Genomic DNA, 20,475 nt, shown 5'->3' with positions numbered 1-20,475 from the left:
TAACTTGGAAGGGTAGCGAAGAGGCTAAACGCGGCGGACTGTAAATCCGCTCCTTCGGGTTCGGGGGTTCGAATCCCTCCCCTTCCATTACTTTAGTTACGGGCATAGTTTAAAGGTAGAACTAAGGTCTCCAAAACCTTCAGTGTGGGTTCAATTCCTACTGCCCGTGTTAATATGATTATGGCGGGTGTGGTGAAGTGGTTAACACACCAGATTGTGGCTCTGGCATGCGTGGGTTCGATCCCCATCACTCGCCTATTTTATATTATTGGGGTATAGCCAAGCGGTAAGGCAAGGGACTTTGACTCCCTCATGCGTTGGTTCGAATCCAGCTACCCCAGTTACTATTTGCCGGCGTGGCGGAATTGGCAGACGCGCTGGACTCAAAATCCAGTGTCCGCAAGGACGTGCCGGTTCGACCCCGGCCGCCGGTATAGTAATAAAGACAAGGTTTTCGGACCTTGTCTTTTTTTCTTTGTTGTGTGTCGAGTTACCAATTTTTTCCATTTTAAAATAAATCATCAAGTTTATTAGCCAATGTTTTCTGTTTGCTAGGGTACAAATGAGAATAAGTATCAATTGTTGTTGTAATAGATGCGTGTCCTAATCTTTCTTTGACAACAAGATAATCTTCTCCTTGATTTATAAGTAATGATGCATGAGAGTGTCTCAAATCATGAATTCTTATTTTCTTTAAATCTTTATCCCTTTCTAGTATTTGCTTAAACTTCTTATCAATCATATTTTTTGTAATTGTTATTGGTGTACTCTGTATTATTTGTAGTTCTTCAGTATTTTTCGTAAATTCCTCAAGTTTTTCTTTTTGTTTTACTTTCCAGTCTTTTAGCATTTCTGCTAATTTCTGATTTATTGTTATATTTCTAGTTCCTGATCGTGTTTTTGTTGTATTAATGTAGCTTGTATTATTGACAAAGTATACCGTTTTGGTAACGTAAATCGTATTTGTTAAAAGATTTATATCATTCCAGTTTAATGCGAGTATTTCTCCCATTCTCATTCCAGTAAAGAAAGCAATTACGAAAAACAGGTCATAGCTTATTTCATCATCTCGAATAAGTTCTCTAAATCTCGTGAACTCTTCTATACTCCAAAATTTGATATTAGGCTTCCTAATTGGTAATTTTCTCAGATTCTCAACAGGATTTTTATCAATGAGGGATTTTCTTATACCAGTATCAAAAATTTTTTTAAGTAAAATTAGAACCTTATTAATTGTATTATAGCTTAAAACTTCATTTTCATTTTGTTTTTTAGGTTTTGTTTTTAGGTATTCACGAAATTCGAATATATGGTCATACGTTAATTTATTTAAATTTGTATTTTTAAAATATGGCTTAATATGACGCTCATAATTGTTTCTTTGTGTACTTGTGTAGCTTACTTTTCTGCCATTTTTCAAATCATCTTCTTCAAGTAAGTCGAATAACATATCCGTTGTTACTACAAAGTCAAATTGTTTTTCTTTTAATTCTACAACTCTAATATGTTGTTCAAGTTCTAGGGCTTCTTTTTTAGATTTTAATCCTTTACGAATAATATGTATTCTTTTTTGTGTGACTGGGTGGAAACCGTTAGAAACATCAACAGTCCATTTACCACTTTTAGCTTTACGAATAGTCATTCATTATGCTTCTTTCTGGAGTTCAATTCCTAGTAGTTCTTCAGCGACACTGGCTGGAATTGTACCAATCCGTTTGTTATCGTAGATATTAAAACCACGATTCACTAATAGTAATTTGCCAGTATGGATAATCTTTCTTGCAGTTCCTGGAGCAAATCCAAGTTCGATAAGGTCATCTTTTGTTGCAGTTTTAATCATGTGATCTCCTTTTCTGATTAGATTAAGTAAGGGGAGGATTAGCTCCCCTTGTCTAATACTTATTTTTGTTTTATATCTACTAAATGGATAGAATCCGCTTTGTAATACATCGTTGAACTAATCATAGTGGCTTGTAAATTGTCAAATGTAACTGGTACCTCGTCCATTGCTTGGATATAGTCATTATCGACTAAAGCTTCTGGATTATCTACTGAGACTTGGGTTGATTTCTTTTTGAATTGTCCATCCTTGATCGTTACATTGTATTTCCAACCAATGATTTTATCGGTATTAAAACGTCTTTCGCTACCATCTCGGTTTTTGATAATTTCTCCGTTTGCATCTGCTCGGACTTTCGTTTCAAATTTTGGAATAACTTCATCCAATTCAAATTTTGTTCCAATGTTATTAAAATTCCAGTCATTTTGTGAAAGCATTTTTGCCATAGTTAATTTCTCCTTTTGATATTTTCTTTGATTGTAGGGATTAAATCCTCTCTTTTAAAGAGAATTGCCCGTTCTATTAATCCACTTGCTAAATCTGGTGGATATTCCATATTGTTGAGTGCGAGATAGTTAGACTTCTCATACTCATGCAGTAAGTTATTGTCGTATAGAAATTTATACGCTTTTAGAATAGCTCCAGAACCTTTATAGGTAAACCATTCTAATTTTTGTTCTAGTTCTGTTTTTGGTTTTGGAATAATGATAGAGACAGGTTTTGAGTGACCTAAAAACTTTTCCCAAGATCTCAAAGGTTTTGAGAATTGACTATCACTATAGAACCTCACTTTTTCTTTGAGATATCCCTTGGTAAAGTTGAGAAGATCTATTTCTGAATGCAACCATTCTTGAATGAAGTAGTGAGCTTTTTCTTTCCTAAGTTCTAACTCCGTTCTTATCCAATTTTCTATATACCGCTTGCTGATGCCGAGCTTCTCAGCTCGTTCTAAGCGTTTATCGTAAATTCTAAGTCTTTCATCATCATTGGGTTTTCTCAAATATAAGGTTTGGCCGATTGTTTCATCTCCGTAGGTATTGTAGTAGGTGCTTTTTCCATATATAAAGCGTTTCTTCTGACAAATCTTTAGAAGCTGACTAGGAGTGAAATAGGGTGTTTCATTAAAATCATCTATTGCAATATCAATTCGTCTTACTGAAAATTGATTGTAATTGTAGTAGAGGTTGTTCAGAAACTGTTTTTCGGACAGACTATTTGGATCTAATACCATATCTCTAAAGAACTCGAGTGCCTGTCCTGACATGACAAGCATGTAGGACGACTCTTTCGCTCCATAGTAGATACGGATATTCCCATGATGAAGCTGGCTATCATAGTTATAGTATTTAAGGCTCCCTTTATTCTCAATAAATAAGTCATAGTCAAGAAATAGAATGTCTTCGATTATTTCTCTTGGCGAAAATTCAGTCTTATCAAACTGAATTTGAATCCAGTCAAATACAGAACGTAAATGTTCATTTTTTGCCATAGATTTTGATTCAACTTTTTGCCTAATTTTGCCACCCTTAAAATCTCTGAAACCCTTGGAAATACTGAATTCTTTCGATGGTACACCTAACTTGCAGAGGGTGGTGTTACTACACACCCTAACGGTCAAAAATGGTCCGTCCGCATCTACGCTCATTTTCGGCTTTCTGCCTCATGGCTCAGCCGAAAACTCGCTATTAGCCGAACCTATTTTTTGACCTCTTCTGAACAAACCCTAATAAGCCGGTTTGCATCGACTCTTCAATATCTTGGATTTTCTTTTTTAGATTGGCATTCTCATTTTTTATCAGTCGTATTTCTCGCTTAAATTCCTGTTTTAAGGCGCTCAGTTCATCATAGAGTTCATCTACTACTTGGTTTAGGAGTTCTTGCTCATTGTCTGCTAGACTCCCAAATACTTTCTGTATAGCCTCTTTTAAACCTATTTCAAGTTTTAGGTTAGCTAACTTTTGAAATTGTCTAAGGTCTTCGTCTGTAAAATCATAGGCAACTGTATAACTCAATTGATGAGTTCTGGGATTTCTACTGATAGGAATTTTAATTTTCTTAAATTCCTTGCCACTTATCTCTTTAATCAGTTGAATCCAATTTTTAAGAGTAGAGGTAGAGTTTAGGCCAGAAATTTGATTGACTAACTCTTTATTGGTCATCTTTTTGTGAAACCTCCGAAATTTTCTTGTGTAACTGAGGAGTTTTCTGTGGTATAATTGTTACATAATATGTTTTGATCTTGGAACGAACGGCACATTTGTTTCAAGATTTTTTTTATTTTGTCGAATCTTACCTCCTTTATTAAAATTTTTTAAATCAACTACTAATTACATACGCTTTTACCTCCTTTTATGCTATAATATTCTCAATGGAATATTTAATCTCAAAATAAATATTCCTTATGGAATAATTCTATTTCATACCGTTTAGAATATTTTGTCAAGCTAAAATATACAGAATCGAATATTAAAGAGGATACAATGTTTAATAATAATAATTCTTTTGGAGATCGTCTTAGGGAACTGAGAAAGAGTAAGAAGTTAACACAGGTACAAGTTTCTGAGATGATTGATGTACAACAAGGTACTTATTCTCGTTGGGAAAACGGAACTTTAGAACCTAATTTAGAAGCGGTTGTCAAATTAGCGAAATTATTTGATACCACAACAGATTACTTATTAGGAAAAACCATTTACAGTACTCTAGATGTTGTCCCACCTCCAATCACTAGAATTGATTTGAAGAAGCTAAAAGGGTTTAATAAAGCTGAACTAGATGATCTGAAATTTGCAATTGTCATGAATGGAATTAAAAACCATTCTACTCTACCTAAGTATTTGGATGAGCTAGTTTCTGAAAATAATTTAGATGAAGAAGAGCAAAAAATATTGCATACCCTTTTTAAAGAGGTTCATGATTATTTTAATGCAGATTGATGATTTGTTTTTAGGTTCTAAATTCATTCTAGATGTTGGTACTATTTGTCATAATTCTTGACTCTGCTTTTAAACGGGAGCACAGTGATATTGAGGACAAGCAGTTGAAATGTTGCAGAAGTTGATAACATAAATACAAACCTACGGTGAGCCTCCATAGGTTGTTCAATATTTAAAAATCGCTATTTTACTGATGAAGTAAAAAATATTGGTATTACAGCGAAACATAAAATATGATACAATAAAAACAATTAATAGTTCGATCATTTATCAAAGAGGAGTAAGAATGATGAAAAATATTTATATGTATATTCAAGATACTATGGCTGATTTCGAACACGGCTATTTAATGCAGGCGCTAAGCTTACAGTCAATGTTAGGAGAAGCCAAAGTAAAATTAGTAACAGTTTCTAAAGGGAAAAAGTCTATAAAAACTGCTGGAGGCATGACAATTGTTCCAGATGTTAATCTATATGATTTAGATACTGCAAATGCAGCTGCGCTAGTGCTTATTGGAGGTGATACTTGGTTGGATAATGAGCAAGATGATGTTTTAGAAGTAGCCTCTAAACTATTGCAAGAAAATATTTTAGTTGGAGCTATTTGTGGCGCTACTTTGGGATTAGCTGAAAAAGGAATTTTAGATAATCGATATCATACAAGTAATGCTTCATTCTTTTTAACCCAGATGAGCCAACATTATCGAGGGCAGGATTATTATAAAGATGAGATTGCAGTTCAAGATGGAAAGCTTATTACCGCTAGCTCAGCCGGATCTTTATCATGGACTAAGCTCATTGTCGAGGAGTTAGGCCTATATTCAAAATATACAGTAGAAGCATGGTTTAATTATTTTTCAACGGGGGATGCTCATTATTATTTTGAAATGATGAACTCTTTAGAAAAAGATGCACAAGGACATTAGTATGAAAAAGATTATTCTCCTTCGCGGAGTAACACCAACAGGTACCAATAGAATTCCCAAAATGTCTTATTTAGTAGAAATCCTAACAGAAGTTGATTTTTTAAATGTTCAAACATATATTCAGAGTGGGAATATACTGTTAGAATCAGAGTTATCTGACGAAGAAATCAGAAAGTTAGTTCATGATACGATTTTGGATAAAATTGGAGCTGATTTATCAATAATTATCAAAGAAATTAATCAATTAGAGATTGCTATTCAAGAAAACCCATTTGATGATACTTATGATAGTTCTCGTATTCATCTAGTTTTTACTAACGAAGAGATTCCCGAAAGTACTCTAACAGAACTTAGTAGAGAGAATTTTGGAGATGAAGAGTTCTATGGTGGTCACGAGTGTTGTTACCTATATTTACCACGTGATGCTCGAAAAAAACGTTTAAACACTAATTATCTTGAAAAGAAATTTGGAATTCGGATGACTATGCGAAAATTGAGTGTAGTTAACCGACTTTCAAAGTTTTAATCAGACAGAATCAGATAAAATTATATTATAAAAGTGGAAAATCAAAAATTGATGACTATGAGATGATAAGGACAAGAACGATGATAGAAGAACGAATCCATGCTACAAAGCAGTATGTTAAAGCTTTATTTGCTGAACGAGCGGATGGCCATGATGTAGAGCATACCCTTCGCGTCTATACCAATGCTATGAGAATCGCACAAGCAGAAGGTCCATGTGATATGGAGATAGTGGGCTTGTCAGCTCTTCTTCACGATGCTGACGATTATAAATTATTTAAAACAGAGAATAATGCGAATGCTCGCACGTTTCTAGAAGAGATTTGTATTCCTCAAAACCAAATCGACCGGATTTGCCAGGTTATCAATGCTGTTTCTTTCAGCAAAAATCGCGGTAAACATCCAGAAACCATAGAAAGCAAGATTGTCCAGGATGCAGACCGCCTGGATGCGATAGGAGCTGTAGGAATTGCGCGAACTTTTTCCTATGGTGGTCACAAAGAGAGACCCCTTACTGATACCATCCAACATTTCCATGACAAGTTGCTCCTCTTAAAAGATGAAATGAACACGGAGACTGCCAAACAAATGGCAGAAAGTCGCCACCAATTTTTAATCACCTTTCTAAATGAACTAGAAAAGGAATTGCACTGAATAAAATATTGAAATTAACTTTTATAAAAGACTTATTTGATAGGAAGATATGCTAAATCGACTATTAAAAACCCCATTTTAAGTTGTTCAATGCATTCAGACATCCTTATCTAAATCGAACAATTATCGGTACCTCCGAACGGCAACGAACGTTAGCGCCATCACTTACACTACATTCAAGATATTTGAAGAATCTAAAAGGGTTTAAACCAAACAAAAGGCGACTAAATATCTAGACGTAATCTAATTTGAATTATCTTTATCTGGGGTATGAGTCCGTGTCTTTAACGGGGTTACCAAAAAGTTACAAAAATTTGAAAAATGAGTCTATTTTGCAAGATTCAAAAGGCTTAAAACCCTATTAAATCAAGGTTATAAGATTTTAAAAATGTATTCATAGAACTCAAAATCCAGTGTCCGCAAGGACGTGCCGGTTCGACCCCGGCCGCCGGTATAGTAATAAAGACAAGGCTTTCGGGCCTTGTTTTTTTGTTTTGGTAAAGATTTTGATTAAGTACAGATAACTGATGAATGATCTTTTTCTTCTTATTCTAGTCATTTTTAGTGTATTTTTGGTATAATATTACTTATTCACAATTTATTTTGATTATGAAAGAGTTTGGTGATTAATGTCTCGGTCTGTTGAATTACTAAAGAAACGTTACTTAAAGAATATAAAAGAGAACCCAAATTTATTTATTGGGATTGAGTTAGAATATCCTATTGTAAATTTAGAGGGTAAGGCTACAGATGGTGAAGTTGTTAAGGATCTCTTTCGGTATTTACCATCAGTACTGGGCTTTACTATCGAAAAAGTGGATGATTTTGGTAATCCAATTCAGTTGCTTGATCCAGTCAGCCAAGATACGATCTTATTTGAGGTTGCTTATACGACGATTGAGTTTGCATTCGGAAAGGCCGAATCTATCCAAGAGGTAGAAGAACGCTTTAACTTCTATATGGCTACGATTCAGAATAAATTGGGTGAAGCTAATCATGCTATTGTTGGCTGCGGCATTCATCCCAACTGGGATAAAAATGAGAATTGTCCAGTGGCTTATCCCCGTTATCAGATGTTGATGGATTATCTGAATTTGAGTAGAAATGTAACTAAATCAGATTTACATCATTTCCCTGAGTATGGAGCCTTTATCTGTGGGAGTCAGGTTCAACTAGACATTTCAAGGTCCAACTACCTGCGTGTTATCAATGCTTTTACTCAAATTGAAGCAGCAAAAGCCTTTTTATTTGCCAATTCTGAGTTTTCAGGGGAAGATTGGGATACTAAGATTTCAAGGGATATTTTTTGGGAAGAATCCATGCATGGTATCTATCCAGAGAATGTAGGCGTCAATGCCAGACTCTTCAAAGACGAGGATGATTTTTTTGACTATCTAAATCATTCTGCGATTTTTACTGCGGAGCGTGATGGGCAGACCTATTATTTTTATCCGATTCAGGCTAGGGACTATTTGGCTACACCTGAAATCCAAGCATTTACCCTTAATGGGGATGAGGTGTTAATTCATCCTCAGGAGGAAGATTTCCAAACTCATCGTAGTTACCAGTACCAAGACTTAACGACTCGAGGAACAGTTGAGTTTCGCAGTGTGTGTACTCAGCCGCTTGATAGGACTTTTGCTTCTGCTGCCTTTCACTTGGGCTTGTTGGTTCATTTAGACAAGCTTGAAGCTTACTTGCGAACGGCTCCATTTTTTACCACAGCTGGTCGTGATTATAAGCTTTTAAGACGACAATTTTCTAAAAAACAACTCACAGATGAAGAAGAAGCTGCGGTTCTCGAGTTTTCTAAAGATTTACTCACCCTAGCTGAGGAAGGACTGGAGAAAAGAGATAAGCAAGAAATGGTTTATTTAGAGCCTTTGAAGAAAGAATTGGGATTATAATTTCTCTTATAAAGGGAGAATTTTCTGAAAAATCGTGATATAATGGAAGAGACTATAGATAAAGGATAGAGATTCATGACATTAGTTTATCAATCAACGCGTGATGCCAATAATACAGTAACTGCCAGCCAAGCTATTTTGCAAGGATTGGCGACGGATGGTGGTTTGTTTACACCGCTTTCTTATCCAAAGGTTGATTTGGACTTTGACACATTAAAAGATGCTTCTTACCAAGAAGTGGCTAAATTAGTTTTATCAGCATTTTTAGATGACTTTACGGCTGAGGAGTTGGACTACTGTATCAACAATGCCTACGATAGCAAGTTTGATACTCCAGCTATTGCGCCCTTGGTGAAACTGGATGGGCAATACAACTTGGAATTGTTCCATGGTTCAACGATTGCCTTTAAAGATATGGCCTTGTCTATCTTGCCATACTTTATGACGACAGCGGCTAAAAAGCATGGTTTGGAGAACAAAATCGTCATTTTGACAGCGACATCTGGTGATACTGGGAAAGCGGCTATGGCAGGGTTTGCGGATGTGCCTGGTACTGAGATCATCGTTTTTTATCCAAAGGATGGTGTCAGCAAGGTACAAGAGTTGCAAATGACTACTCAGACTGGCGACAATACTCATGTTATCGCTATCGATGGAAACTTTGATGATGCGCAAACCAATGTGAAGCACATGTTCAACGATGTAGCTCTTCGTGAAAAGTTGGCTGCCAATAAACTGCAATTTTCATCAGCTAACTCTATGAACATTGGTCGTTTGGTACCACAGATTGTTTATTATGTCTATGCTTACGCTCAGTTGGTCAAGTCTGGTGAGATTGTGGCTGGTGAAAAGGTCAACTTCACAGTACCAACAGGAAACTTTGGAAATATCTTGGCTGCCTTTTATGCTAAACAAATTGGTCTGCCAGTTGGCAAATTGATCTGTGCTTCAAATGACAATAATGTTTTAACTGACTTCTTTAAAACTGGTGTTTACGACAAGAAACGTGAGTTTAAAGTAACGACTAGTCCATCTATGGATATCTTAGTATCTTCAAACTTGGAGCGTTTGATTTTCCATCTTTTGGGGAATGATGCGGTTAAGACAGCTGAACTCATGAATGCCTTGAGTACACAAGGACAATATGAATTGACAGACTTTGATGCAGCGATTCTGGAACTCTTTGCAGCTGAATATGCGACTGAGGAAGAAACTGCGGCAGAAATTAAACGTGTTTATGATACAGATGCCTATATCGAGGATCCACATACGGCGGTTGCCTCAGCTGTTTATAGAAAATACCAAGCGGCTACTGGCGATGCGACTAAGACAGTGATTGCTTCAACAGCTAGTCCTTACAAGTTCCCAGTGGTTGCCGTAGAAGCGGTAACAGGAAAAGCAGGCTTGACTGACTTTGAAGCCTTGGCTCAATTGCATGACATTTCAGGAGTGGCAGTGCCACCAGCAGTGGATGGCCTTGAAACGGCTCCAGTTCGTCATAAAACAACAGTGGCAGCTGCAGACATGCAAGCAGCGGTGGAGGCTTATCTAGGACTTTAAGACAGAGGGAGTAAACTCGGTTGGGAAACCAACTGAGTTTCTTTTCATCAGGAGGAGAGATTGTTTAAGAAAAATAAAGACATTCTTAATATTGCATTGCCAGCTATGGGTGAAAACTTTTTGCAGATGCTCATGGGAATGGTGGACAGTTACTTGGTCGCTCACTTGGGCTTAATCGCCATTTCAGGTGTTTCAGTGGCTGGCAATATTATCACGATTTATCAGGCGATTTTTATCGCTCTAGGAGCTGCTATTTCCAGCGTTATTTCAAAAAGTTTGGGGCAGAAAGATCAGTCCAAGTTGGCTTATCACGTGACAGAGGCTCTCAAGATAACCCTATTGCTGAGTGCACTTTTAGGCGCCTTATCGCTCTTTGCTGGGCAAGAGATGATAGGGCTCTTGGGAACTGAGCAGGATGTGGCCGAGAGTGGTGGACTCTACCTATCTTTGGTAGGCGGATCAATTGTTCTCTTGGGCTTGATGACCAGTCTAGGTGCCTTGATTCGTGCAACGCATAATCCGCGTCTACCTCTCTATGTTAGTCTTTTATCCAATGCCTTGAATATTCTTTTTTCAAGTCTAGCTATTTTTGTCCTTGATATGGGCATAGCGGGTGTTGCTTGGGGGACTATCTTGTCTCGCTTAGTCGGTCTTGTGATTTTGTGGTCGCAATTAAAGCTGCCTTTTGAGAAACCGACTTTTGGACTCGATAAAGACTTACTGACCTTGGCATTGCCAGCAGCAGGAGAACGTCTCATGATGCGGGCTGGAGATGTAGTGATTATTGCCTTGGTTGTTTCATTTGGGACGGAGGCAGTAGCGGGGAATGCAGTCGGAGAAGTCTTGACCCAGTTTAACTATATGCCTGCCTTTGGCGTCGCTACGGCGACGGTCATGCAGGTAGCTCGAGCAGTTGGAGAGGATAACTGGGAAAGAGTAGATGATTTGAGCAAGCAAACCTTTTGGCTTTCCCTGCTTCTCATGTTGCCCTTAACTCTCAGTATCTATGCCTTGGGGACACCATTGACTCATCTCTATACGACCGATCCTGTAGCGGTTGAAGCGAGCGTTTTGGTGGCACTGTTCTCTCTACTAGGAACCCCCATGGCGACAGGGACAGTTATTTATACGGCAGTTTGGCAGGGTTTGGGAAATACTCGCCTCCCCTTTTATGCGACAAGTATTGGGATGTGGTGTATCCGTATAGGGACAGCTTATCTGATGGGTATTGTTCTTGGTTGGGGCTTGCCTGGTATTTGGGCAGGGACTCTCTTGGATAATGGTTTTCGCTGGTTATTTCTACGTTACCGTTACCAGCGTTATATGAGCTTGAAAGGATAGGAGATGCAAAAAACAGCTTTTATTTGGGATTTAGACGGGACTTTATTGGACTCTTACGAAGCGATTTTGTCAGGGATTAAGGAGACCTTTGCTCAGTTTTCTATTCCTTATGATAAGGAGAAAGTGAGAGAGTTTATCCTCAAGTTTTCTGTGCAGGATTTGCTGGAGCAGGTGGCAGAAGAGAGAAACCTGGATGCGGAAGTGCTCAACCAGGTGCGTGCCCAGAGCCTGTCTGAGAAAAATGCCCAGATAGTTTTGATGCCAGGTGCGCGTGAAGTGTTGGCTTGGGCAGACGAAGCAGGGATTCAGCAGTTTGTCTATACTCATAAGGGGGACAATGCTTTTACCATTTTCAGAGACTTGGGGTTGGAATCCTATTTCAAAGAGATTTTAACCAGTCAGAGCGGTTTTGAGCGGAAGCCAAGTCCACAAGCGGCGGCCTATCTGCTAGACAAGTATGAGTTGGATCCTAGGGCTACCTATTATATAGGGGACCGGACTTTGGATGTGGAATTTGCCCAGAATAGCGGTATTCAAAGCATCAACTTTTTAGAGTCGTCTTATGCAGGAAATCAGAGGATTCAAACACTGGCAGATGTTCCTCATATTTCTGAGGATTGGGAACGAGAAGATTGTGTCAGTTTTGTGACAGAAACCTAACAAACTATTTCAAGTAATCGAGTTTGTTACAAGGAATAGACAGTTCTGTTAAATAGGCCCGAAAGGGCTTTTTTTCTGCTTTTTTTGTGTTATGATAGACAGGTACTCATTTGAAAGGAATATGAACGAATGAAGAAAAAAATTATTTTAGCCTCAACTGTAGCCCTGTCTCTTGCTCCCGCATTAGGAGCTAAAGCTCAAGAAATCTCTTGGACAGCACGTAGCGTTGAGCAAATCCAAAATGATGTGACGAAAAACGAGAACAAAAATAGCTATACAGTTCAGTATGGTGATACCCTGAGCACGATTGCAGAAGCTTTGGGGGTAGATGTGACGGTTCTTGCTAATTTGAACAAAATCACTAATATGGACTTGATTTTCCCAGATACTGTCCTCACTACAACTGTCAATGAGGCAGAAGAGGTAACGGAAGTTGAAATCCAAGCTCCTCAAGCAGATGCTAGTGAAGAAGTGACGACTGCGACAGCTGATTTGACGACAAATCAAGTGACAGTTGATGAACAAACAGTTCAAGTAGAAGACCTTTCTCAACCAATTGAGGAAGCTCCAACTGCAACAGAGACTGAAAAACCAGCAGAAGTAGCGCCAAGTTCAGAAGTTTCTGAGACAGCGACAGTTGCTGAAGAGACACCATCTACAGAAACACCTGTAGCTGAAGAAACAGCTGAAACGACTCCAGCGGAAGCACCAGTAGCAGCTGCTCCAGCAACTGAAACGCCTGCTGATACAACAGGAACAAGTGCAGCAGAAGAAACAGCAGCATCAACAGCAACTTCTGACACTGCAACTTCGACTTATCAAGCAGAGCAAAGCCAAACTCCTTCAAGAACATATTCAGCTCCAGCGGCTCCTGACTATGCAGGACTTGCTGTAGCTAAGTCTGAGAATGCTGGTCTTCAACCGCAAACGGCAGCCTTTAAGGAAGAAATCGCCAACTTGTTTGGCATCACATCCTTTAGTGGTTACCGTCCTGGAGACAGTGGCGACCATGGGAAAGGTTTGGCCATCGACTTTATGGTTCCAGTGAGTTCAGCACTTGGTGATCAAATCGCAGAATATGCAGTCAAAAATATGGCTAGCCGTGGTATCAACTATATCATCTGGAAACAACGTTTCTACGCTCCATATGATAGTAAATATGGACCAGCCTATACGTGGAATCCAATGCCAGACCGTGGTAGCGTAACCGAAAACCACTATGACCACGTTCACGTTTCAATGAACTAATCATTAAAATGGAAGTTGGGAACTGATTGAGTTCCCGCTTCTTTTTTGTGTGTAAATTCTTCAGGATAAAAGGGATAAATATGAGGAAGTGAGTAATATTTCAAGAGAATGTAAGCATATTACTTGATTTATTTTTTGGATCGCATTATACTTGATAAGTCAATCATTGATGAATCAACTTTAAAGGAGAAAGATTTATGGTAGCAATCCATGATTTACTGTATCAACTACGATTAGCAGATCAGTCTATGACACAACTATTCGAACGTCAATTGGGAATTAGTCTGACTCGTTATCAAATCTTATGTTTCTTAATCGATCAGTCACCGTGTAATCAAATAGCAGTTCAGGAGAGATTGAAGATTGATCAGGCTGCCTTGACACGGCACTTTAAAATTTTGGAAAAGGAAGGTTTGGTTAATCGACGTCGGAATCCTGAAAACCAGAGGGAAGTTTTGGTGGAAGTCACAGACTTTGCGAGAGAACAACTAGTAACCAACTCTCCTCAACAACATATAAACGTAAAAAATCAGATGGAGAGTGTACTTACAAAAGGAGAGCGAGAAGAGTTCAGTCGCTTGTTAGAAAAGTTGATATCTGGCTTAGAAGAGATAAAAATTTAAGGAGAAGAATATGTCTATTTTTACAATTATTTTAGCAACTATCGTTGCTTTGGAACATTTTTACATTTTTTATTTGGAAAGTGTGGCTACGCAATCAGATACTACTAGTCGAGTGTTTAATGTGGATAAGGAAGAACTGGCTCGTTCTTCAGTGAGTTCATTATTTAAAAATCAAGGAATTTATAATGCTTTGATAGGTGTCTTTCTCTTGTACGGGATTTATTTTTCGCAAAGCTTGGAAATTGTGACCATCTTTGTTTTATTTGTGCTTGGTGCAGCGACCTACGGTTCTCTGACAGCAGACAAGAAGATTATTCTGAAGCAAGGTGGGCCTGCTATTTTGACTCTGCTGAGTATGTTGCTTTTGAAATAAGAAAACCAGCGTCCTGAACGACGCTGGTTTTTGTAGACTCTTATCCATTTCGACGTTTACGGGCTAGTAGGGCTCTGTAAAAGAAGATGTGATTGTTCTGGATATAGGGAAGGAGTGAAAAGCTAGCAATTCCAAAGGTGATCCAGTTGAGGAAGTACCAAGGGAGTAGTTGTAGGTCGAGGACAAAGCGCTGGAATTTGTAACCTTTCATCAAGAAACGGCTAGTTTTCAGGATTTGACGGGGTTTAGCCTGTCCTAAATCCAGAGTGTCGCAGAGGAGGAATTCTACCTGCGAGTAGGCATAATGTTGCGGTACGTAGAGGAGATTGCCCACAATCATCAAGATGAGGCTCGCGAAAAAGTAGAGGCCAAAGGTCATGAGGAATTGCTCCGTTTCAACGGATGAGAGGTCTAATTTTGGAAATTCAGGATGTAGGGCGACAAATCTCCGAGCTAAGAGATTGCTATAAAAGAGAAAATAAACGCCTACTAAGTTTGGAATGCTCCATAAAAAGAGGTAGAAACGTTTGAGGAGCAGAGTGAGGAAGGTTTGCGAGAAGCGCTCTTCAGCAAAGAGGGCTAGACTTGATTTTACTGAGAGTTCTGTATCAGGATCCTTGAGGAGTCGGAGTGTCGCAAAGGCAGCACCTGCTAGAAAAATCGTGCTCACAAAAGAAACAACTAGCGGGAAGAGATAGGCTTGGAGCACTTGTGCCAGCATGCTGAAAAAGGATTGCTCTAAAACACTTTCTTGGAGACGAGCCAAGGGGTTGAGAAAGCCTGATAAGATGACCAGTATGCTAGGTAAGAGATAGACGAGAAAGAGGCGGGAATTTTCAGCCTGAAATTGCCTCGTCTGCAGACGAATGGTTTTTAAATCAATTTTTGGGTATTTCATTCTCTCATTATACCATAGTTCGTGACAGTTCTTGGTTTTTTTGATAAAATCATACAGTATGCCTTTGGGCATAAAGTATGAACTGGGACTGTCTTTCCCAGCTTCGGAGGTAGAAAATGTCAGATTCACCAATCAAATACCGTTTGATTAAGAAAGAAAAACACACGGGAGCTCGTCTGGGAGAAATTATCACCCCGCACGGTACCTTTCCAACGCCTATGTTTATGCCAGTTGGGACCCAAGCTACTGTCAAGACCCAGTCACCAGAGGAGTTGAAGGAGATGGGATCAGGGATTATCCTCTCTAATACCTATCATCTCTGGCTTCGTCCTGGAGATGAACTCATCGCACGCGCAGGTGGTCTCCACAAGTTCATGAATTGGGACCAACCAATCTTGACGGATAGTGGTGGCTTCCAGGTTTATTCCCTAGCTGATAGCCGAAATATCACCGAAGAAGGAGTAACCTTTAAAAACCATCTCAATGGCTCCAAGATGTTCCTATCACCAGAGAAAGCCATCTCTATTCAGAACAATCTAGGCTCCGACATCATGATGTCTTTTGATGAATGTCCCCAGTTTTACCAACCCTATGACTACGTTAAGAAATCAATCGAGCGTACTAGCCGTTGGGCTGAGCGTGGTTTGAAGGCTCACCGTCGCCCACATGACCAAGGTTTGTTTGGGATTGTACAGGGAGCGGGATTTGAAGATTTGCGCCGCCAATCAGCGCATGATCTTGTCAGCATGGATTTCCCAGGCTACTCTATCGGTGGTTTGGCTGTGGGAGAAACGCACGAAGAAATGAATGCCGTCTTGGACTTCACAACTCAACTGCTACCTGAAAACAAACCTCGCTATTTGATGGGTGTGGGAGCGCCAGATAGCTTGATCGATGGAGTTATTCGTGGCGTGGATATGTTTGACTGTGTCTTACCGACTCGTATCGCTCGTAACGGAACTTGTATGACCAGTCAGGGACGTTTGGTTGTCAAAAATGCCCAATTCGTTGAGGACTTTACGCCACTGGATCCTGAGTGTGATTGCTACACATGTAAGAACTACACACGCGCTTATCTTCGTCATCTGCTCAAGGCTGATGAAACCTTTGGTATCCGCTTGACTAGCTATCACAATCTCTACTTCTTGCTCAATCTGATGAAGCAGGTCCGCCAAGCCATCATGGATGACAATCTCTTGGAATTCCGTGAGTATTTTGTAGAAAAATATGGCTACAACAAGTCAGGGCGCAATTTTTAAAGTGTAAAAATAGAATGCCAAAATCCTAAGTTTTCTCTTAGGATTTTTCCTATTTTTTTGATAGAATAGGGAGTATAATGGAATGGAAATTAGGTGGTGTTTTGCTTCCTAATTTAATGGAGAATAGACTCGTATGCGTATTAAATGGTTTTCCTTGATTAGGATTACAGGTTTACTTTTGGTGCTTTTGTACCACTTCTTTCAAACGATCTTTCCTGGAGGATTCTTTGGGGTAGATGTCTTTTTCACTTTTTCAGGATTTTTGATCACCTCCCTCCTTTTAGAAGAATTTGGGAAGGCACGCCAGATTGATTTGCTGGGCTTTTTTAAGAGACGGTTTTACCGCATCGTGCCACCTGTGGTGCTGATGGTTTTAGTGACCATGCCTTTTACTTTCTTGGTTCGTCAAGACTATGTTGCTGGAATTGGTGGCCAGATTGCTGGAGTTCTCGGTTTCATGACCAACTTCTACGAAATGTTAACAGGAGGCAGTTATGAATCCCAGTTCATTCCGCATCTCTTTGTTCACAACTGGAGCCTAGCTGTTGAGGTTCACTACTATATCCTTTGGGGCTTAGCGGTTTGGTTCTTATCGAAACGTTCAAAATCTAGTAGTCAATTGAGAGGGATGGTCTTTCTTCTTTCTGCTGGAGCTTTTATCATTAGCTTTTTCTCGATGTTTATTGGTAGTCTAATGGCGAGTTCCTATTCATCTGTCTACTTTTCAAGTTTGACCCATGTCTATCCCTTCTTTTTAGGAAGCATTTTGGCGACAGTTGTGGGGGTTCGTCAGACGAGCGATTTAGTCAAGCAGTTTGACCGGATGTGGGACCTTCGTCAAAATCTACTGGTGTTTATTGCGGGGCTTTTGGTGCTAGTGCTCTTGACTTTCTTTGTCAAGTTCACTTACCTGTTTGCGTACTTATTTGGCTTCTTGCTAGCAAGTTTAGCGGCAGTGACTATGATTTTTGCTGCGCGTGTCTTGCATGAGAAAACGCCTGAGATACAAGAACCTCGGATCATTACATTTTTAGCGGATACCAGCTACGCGGTTTATCTCTTCCACTGGCCTTTTTATATTATCTTTTCTCAGTTGATGAGTAATCTGCCTGCTGTTATTCTGACAATCATCTTTTCTTATTTCTTTGCTATCCTATCCTTCTATATTATTGAGCCATTGATTGCCGGTAAATCCAATCCTTTAATACGGAAGATTAGTCGATTGCCTCATATTAAATCAATTAGTGCTGGTGCTGCTGGCATTCTTACCTTGATTACCTTGATTATCATAGCTGTGGCTCCTCAAGTTGGAGCTTTTGAGACAGACTTGATGGTCAATGGTTTCAAACAAGCCCAGACCAATATAGGACAAACAAAGACTCTTGCTGAACAAGCTGAACTGAGTCGTCTAGGAATTTCTGATGGAACAAGCCTAATAGGAGATTCGGTAGCCTTGCGTGCCAATACAGCCTTACAAGAGGCACTTCCTGAAGCAAATATCAATGCCCAGGTTAGTCGAACGACCAAGCAAGCCAATGACATCATGCTCAATAACAGTCAGAACAAGGCGCTGCTAAAAACAGTCGTCATTGCAACAGGAGTCAACAATCCTGAAGGTTATAAGAATGATTTGGACAGCATCGTGAACAATCTACCGAAAGGACACCATCTGATACTGGTGACACCTTATGAGGGAGACAAGAGCAAGGACACATACACATCAGTGGAGCAGTATGCGGCTTATGCACGGGAATTAGCTGAAAAGAATCCTTACGTGAGCATCGCTGACTGGAATAAGGTTGCTAAGGAACACCCTGAAATCTGGGCTGGAACCGACCAAGTTCACTTTGGAAATGATAGCAACATGATTGAAGAAGGTGCTAAACTTTACGCAGAAACGATTGCAGCTGCTGTTAAGGCTGCTCAAGAACTGCCTGTAAAATCAAAATAAGATCAAAGAGTTGGAGAAATCCAGCTCTTTTAAAATATCTCCAGAAAATAGGTCTATACCATTTACAAATGAAAAAGAAAGGTTTATAATGTAATTGACATAATAAATTCTAGAATCAATCTATCAAGGAGGTTATCATTATGCCTAATTATATTAAAGCGGATCAGTTTTTCTACCCACACGGAGTTCGTCGTGGCGGTTACTTGGAACTTGTGGATGGCAAGTTTGGCAAACATGTAGAACAGATTCCTGAAGGAGCTGAGGTGATTGACTATACCGGTTATAGCATTGCTCCAGGACTTGTGGATACCCATATTCATGGATTTGGTGGTGTCGATGTCATGGATAATAACATCGAAGGAACCCTTCATACCATGAGTGAAGGCTTGCTTAGCACGGGTGTTACCAGCTTCTTGCCAACGACCTTGACTTCCTCTTACGAGCAGTTGCTTGCGGTAACTGAAAATATCGGCGCCCGTTACCAGGAAGCAAGTGGAGCCAAGATTCGTGGAATCTATTTTGAAGGGCCTTATTTCACAGAGAAATACAAGGGAGCACAAAACCCTGCCTATATGAAAGACCCTCGTATGGATGAGTTTCGTGCTTGGCAAAAAGCAGCCAATGGCCTGCTCAATAAAATCGCCCTTGCGCCAGAACGCGAAGGTGTAGAAGACTTTGTTCGTACGATTACAGGTGAAGGAGTGACTGTTGCTCTTGGACACTCCAATGCGACATTTGATGAAGCTAAAAAAGCAGTCGACGCTGGAGCGAGTGTTTGGGTACATGCCTACAACGGAATGCGTGGGTTGACTCACCGTGAGCTCGGTATGGTGGGAGCCATGTATGAGTTGCCACATACTTACGCAGAATTGATTTGTGATGGTCACCATGTGGATCCAAAGGCCTGTGACATTTTGCTTAAGCAAAAAGGAACTGAAAATATCGCCCTTATCACAGACTGTATGACAGCGGGTGGATTGGAAGACGGCGACTACATGTTGGGGGAATTCCCGGTAGTAGTTGCTAATGGAACTGCTCGCCTCAAATCTACAGGAAATTTGGCAGGTTCTATCCTCAAACTCAAAGATGGTTTGAAGAATGTGGTCGAATGGGGCATTGCGAATCCGCATGAAGCAGTCATGATGGCCAGCCTCAACCCAGCAAAATCTGTTCACATCGATGATGTCTGTGGTCAAATCCGTGAAGGTTATGACGCTGACTTTATCGTACTAGATAAAGATTTGGAATTGGTAGCAACCTACCTAGATGGTGTGAAACGTTATCAAGCCTAAGAAGATAAAAATAGGATTAAAGAAATTTCTAATGGGGGAAACAAGCAAAATCCTTTTCTTGTATTAAAAAATTAGATATAATATACGGTACAAAGGAAGTAGTAAGAATGTATCGTGTTATAGAAATGTATGGGGATTTTGAACCGTGGTGGTTCATAGAAGGTTGGGAAGAAGATGTCATTATGAGTCAATCTTTTGACAAGTATTATGATGCTCTAAAATATTATAAATCATGCTGGTTTGAGCTGGAAAAGAAGAATCCTCTTTATAAGAGTCGGAGTGATTTGATGACTATCTTTTGGAATCCTGCTGATAAACGCTGGTGTGATGAGTGTGATGAGTATTTGCAGCAGTACCATTCTTTAGCACTTTTACAGGATGAACAAGTCATCCCTGATGAAAAGCTACGTCCAGGCTACGAAAAACAAACAGGTCAAGAAAAACACCGTTCTTGCCGCATGAAATGGAGATAAAAAGTAACTT

General features: G+C 39.5%; 21 protein-coding genes and 5 tRNA genes. 20 read left to right on the top strand and 6 right to left on the bottom strand.

The genetic code is table 11. The features are described from left to right. Window positions 1–6 precede the first annotated feature (6 nt). The 5 genes from NMM25_RS09300 to NMM25_RS09280 all read left to right on the top strand — a co-directional run bounded on the left by NMM25_RS09300 (window position 7) and on the right by NMM25_RS09280 (window position 434). Window positions 7–87, top strand: a tRNA-Tyr gene (locus tag NMM25_RS09300). Window positions 88–98: 11 nt separating this feature from the next. Then, a tRNA-Trp gene (locus tag NMM25_RS09295) sits at window positions 99–169 on the top strand. 14 nt (window positions 170–183) lie between these two features. Further along, a tRNA-His gene (locus NMM25_RS09290) sits at window positions 184–256 on the top strand. Between the two features lie 13 nt (window positions 257–269). Continuing rightward, window positions 270–341, top strand: a tRNA-Gln gene (locus NMM25_RS09285). A gap of 9 nt (window positions 342–350) precedes the next feature. Further along, window positions 351–434, top strand: a tRNA-Leu gene (locus tag NMM25_RS09280). 74 nt (window positions 435–508) lie between these two features. Here NMM25_RS09280 and NMM25_RS09275 read toward each other — a convergent pair. The 5 genes from NMM25_RS09275 to NMM25_RS09255 are packed head-to-tail and all read right to left on the bottom strand — an operon-like array spanning window position 509 to window position 3,999. Next, on the bottom strand, window positions 509–1,642 hold the full coding sequence (locus tag NMM25_RS09275) for a site-specific integrase (RefSeq protein WP_254736687.1): 1,134 nt from the start codon (window positions 1,640–1,642) through the stop codon (window positions 509–511). A gap of 3 nt (window positions 1,643–1,645) precedes the next feature. Continuing rightward, the gene (locus tag NMM25_RS09270) at window positions 1,646–1,840 is read right to left on the bottom strand and encodes a DUF3173 domain-containing protein (protein ID WP_254726546.1); all 195 of its coding nucleotides are present in this window, start codon (window positions 1,838–1,840) and stop codon (window positions 1,646–1,648) included. A gap of 59 nt (window positions 1,841–1,899) precedes the next feature. Beyond that, the gene (locus NMM25_RS09265) at window positions 1,900–2,286 is read right to left on the bottom strand and encodes a hypothetical protein (RefSeq protein WP_254736686.1); all 387 of its coding nucleotides are present in this window, start codon (window positions 2,284–2,286) and stop codon (window positions 1,900–1,902) included. A gap of 2 nt (window positions 2,287–2,288) precedes the next feature. Then, window positions 2,289–3,485 carry a replication initiation factor domain-containing protein gene (locus NMM25_RS09260; RefSeq protein WP_254736685.1) on the bottom strand — a complete coding sequence of 399 codons (1,197 nt, stop codon included), beginning with the start codon at window positions 3,483–3,485 and terminating at the stop codon, window positions 2,289–2,291. Window positions 3,486–3,525: 40 nt separating this feature from the next. Beyond that, window positions 3,526–3,999 carry a hypothetical protein gene (locus NMM25_RS09255; protein WP_003009653.1) on the bottom strand — a complete coding sequence of 158 codons (474 nt, stop codon included), beginning with the start codon at window positions 3,997–3,999 and terminating at the stop codon, window positions 3,526–3,528. 321 nt (window positions 4,000–4,320) lie between these two features. Here NMM25_RS09255 and NMM25_RS09250 point away from each other — a divergent pair, with 321 nt between their 5' ends. The 11 genes from NMM25_RS09250 (at window position 4,321) to NMM25_RS09200 (ending at window position 14,592) form a co-directional block, all read left to right on the top strand. Then, a complete protein-coding gene (locus NMM25_RS09250) occupies window positions 4,321–4,776 on the top strand; it encodes a helix-turn-helix domain-containing protein (protein WP_254736684.1) in 456 nt (151 codons plus the stop codon). Window positions 4,777–5,065: 289 nt separating this feature from the next. Further along, window positions 5,066–5,701: a DJ-1/PfpI family protein gene (locus tag NMM25_RS09245; protein WP_254736689.1), complete on the top strand. Its 636-nt coding sequence runs from the start codon at window positions 5,066–5,068 to the stop codon at window positions 5,699–5,701. Between the two features lies 1 nt (window position 5,702). Beyond that, on the top strand, window positions 5,703–6,227 hold the full coding sequence (locus NMM25_RS09240) for a DUF1697 domain-containing protein (protein ID WP_254736683.1): 525 nt from the start codon (window positions 5,703–5,705) through the stop codon (window positions 6,225–6,227). 80 nt (window positions 6,228–6,307) lie between these two features. Beyond that, on the top strand, window positions 6,308–6,880 hold the full coding sequence (locus NMM25_RS09235; protein ID WP_254736682.1) for an HD domain-containing protein: 573 nt from the start codon (window positions 6,308–6,310) through the stop codon (window positions 6,878–6,880). Window positions 6,881–7,509: 629 nt separating this feature from the next. Beyond that, the gene (locus tag NMM25_RS09230; protein ID WP_254736681.1) at window positions 7,510–8,787 is read left to right on the top strand and encodes a gamma-glutamylcysteine synthetase; all 1,278 of its coding nucleotides are present in this window, start codon (window positions 7,510–7,512) and stop codon (window positions 8,785–8,787) included. A 75-nt stretch (window positions 8,788–8,862) separates the two neighbouring features. After that, a complete protein-coding gene (thrC, locus tag NMM25_RS09225; RefSeq protein ID WP_254736680.1) occupies window positions 8,863–10,347 on the top strand; it encodes a threonine synthase in 1,485 nt (494 codons plus the stop codon). A gap of 60 nt (window positions 10,348–10,407) precedes the next feature. Then, window positions 10,408–11,688 carry an MATE family efflux transporter gene (locus NMM25_RS09220; RefSeq protein WP_254736679.1) on the top strand — a complete coding sequence of 427 codons (1,281 nt, stop codon included), beginning with the start codon at window positions 10,408–10,410 and terminating at the stop codon, window positions 11,686–11,688. A 3-nt stretch (window positions 11,689–11,691) separates the two neighbouring features. After that, window positions 11,692–12,348 (top strand): HAD family hydrolase, encoded by a 657-nt coding sequence (locus NMM25_RS09215; RefSeq protein WP_254736678.1) that lies wholly within the window; start codon window positions 11,692–11,694, stop codon window positions 12,346–12,348. Between the two features lie 129 nt (window positions 12,349–12,477). Beyond that, window positions 12,478–13,596 (top strand): LysM domain-containing protein, encoded by a 1,119-nt coding sequence (locus NMM25_RS09210; RefSeq protein ID WP_254736677.1) that lies wholly within the window; start codon window positions 12,478–12,480, stop codon window positions 13,594–13,596. A gap of 197 nt (window positions 13,597–13,793) precedes the next feature. Continuing rightward, window positions 13,794–14,219, top strand: coding sequence for a MarR family winged helix-turn-helix transcriptional regulator (locus NMM25_RS09205; RefSeq protein ID WP_254736676.1), 426 nt, complete (start codon window positions 13,794–13,796; stop codon window positions 14,217–14,219). A gap of 10 nt (window positions 14,220–14,229) precedes the next feature. Then, window positions 14,230–14,592, top strand: coding sequence for a DUF1304 domain-containing protein (locus tag NMM25_RS09200; RefSeq protein ID WP_254736675.1), 363 nt, complete (start codon window positions 14,230–14,232; stop codon window positions 14,590–14,592). Window positions 14,593–14,632: 40 nt separating this feature from the next. Here NMM25_RS09200 and NMM25_RS09195 read toward each other — a convergent pair whose 3' ends face one another. Beyond that, the gene (locus tag NMM25_RS09195) at window positions 14,633–15,490 is read right to left on the bottom strand and encodes a DUF975 family protein (RefSeq protein WP_254736674.1); all 858 of its coding nucleotides are present in this window, start codon (window positions 15,488–15,490) and stop codon (window positions 14,633–14,635) included. Window positions 15,491–15,606: 116 nt separating this feature from the next. Here NMM25_RS09195 and tgt point away from each other — a divergent pair, with 116 nt between their 5' ends. The 4 genes from tgt (at window position 15,607) to NMM25_RS09175 (ending at window position 20,465) form a co-directional block, all read left to right on the top strand. Further along, on the top strand, window positions 15,607–16,749 hold the full coding sequence (gene tgt, locus NMM25_RS09190; RefSeq protein ID WP_254736673.1) for a tRNA guanosine(34) transglycosylase Tgt: 1,143 nt from the start codon (window positions 15,607–15,609) through the stop codon (window positions 16,747–16,749). A gap of 133 nt (window positions 16,750–16,882) precedes the next feature. Then, window positions 16,883–18,700, top strand: coding sequence for an acyltransferase family protein (locus tag NMM25_RS09185; protein WP_254736672.1), 1,818 nt, complete (start codon window positions 16,883–16,885; stop codon window positions 18,698–18,700). Between the two features lie 140 nt (window positions 18,701–18,840). After that, entirely contained in the window at window positions 18,841–19,992 is a 1,152-nt protein-coding gene (gene nagA, locus NMM25_RS09180; protein WP_001134442.1) for an N-acetylglucosamine-6-phosphate deacetylase, read from the top strand. A gap of 107 nt (window positions 19,993–20,099) precedes the next feature. Beyond that, complete coding sequence (locus NMM25_RS09175) at window positions 20,100–20,465, top strand: DUF1033 family protein (protein ID WP_254736671.1); 366 nt, start codon at window positions 20,100–20,102, stop codon at window positions 20,463–20,465. Window positions 20,466–20,475: the final 10 nt, after the last annotated feature.

Source organism: Streptococcus sp. CF10-1 (assembly GCF_024295825.1).
GTDB lineage: Bacteria > Bacillota > Bacilli > Lactobacillales > Streptococcaceae > Streptococcus.
The sequence above is the reverse complement of the archived record's forward strand: the minus strand, read 5'-3'. Positions and strand labels throughout refer to the sequence as shown.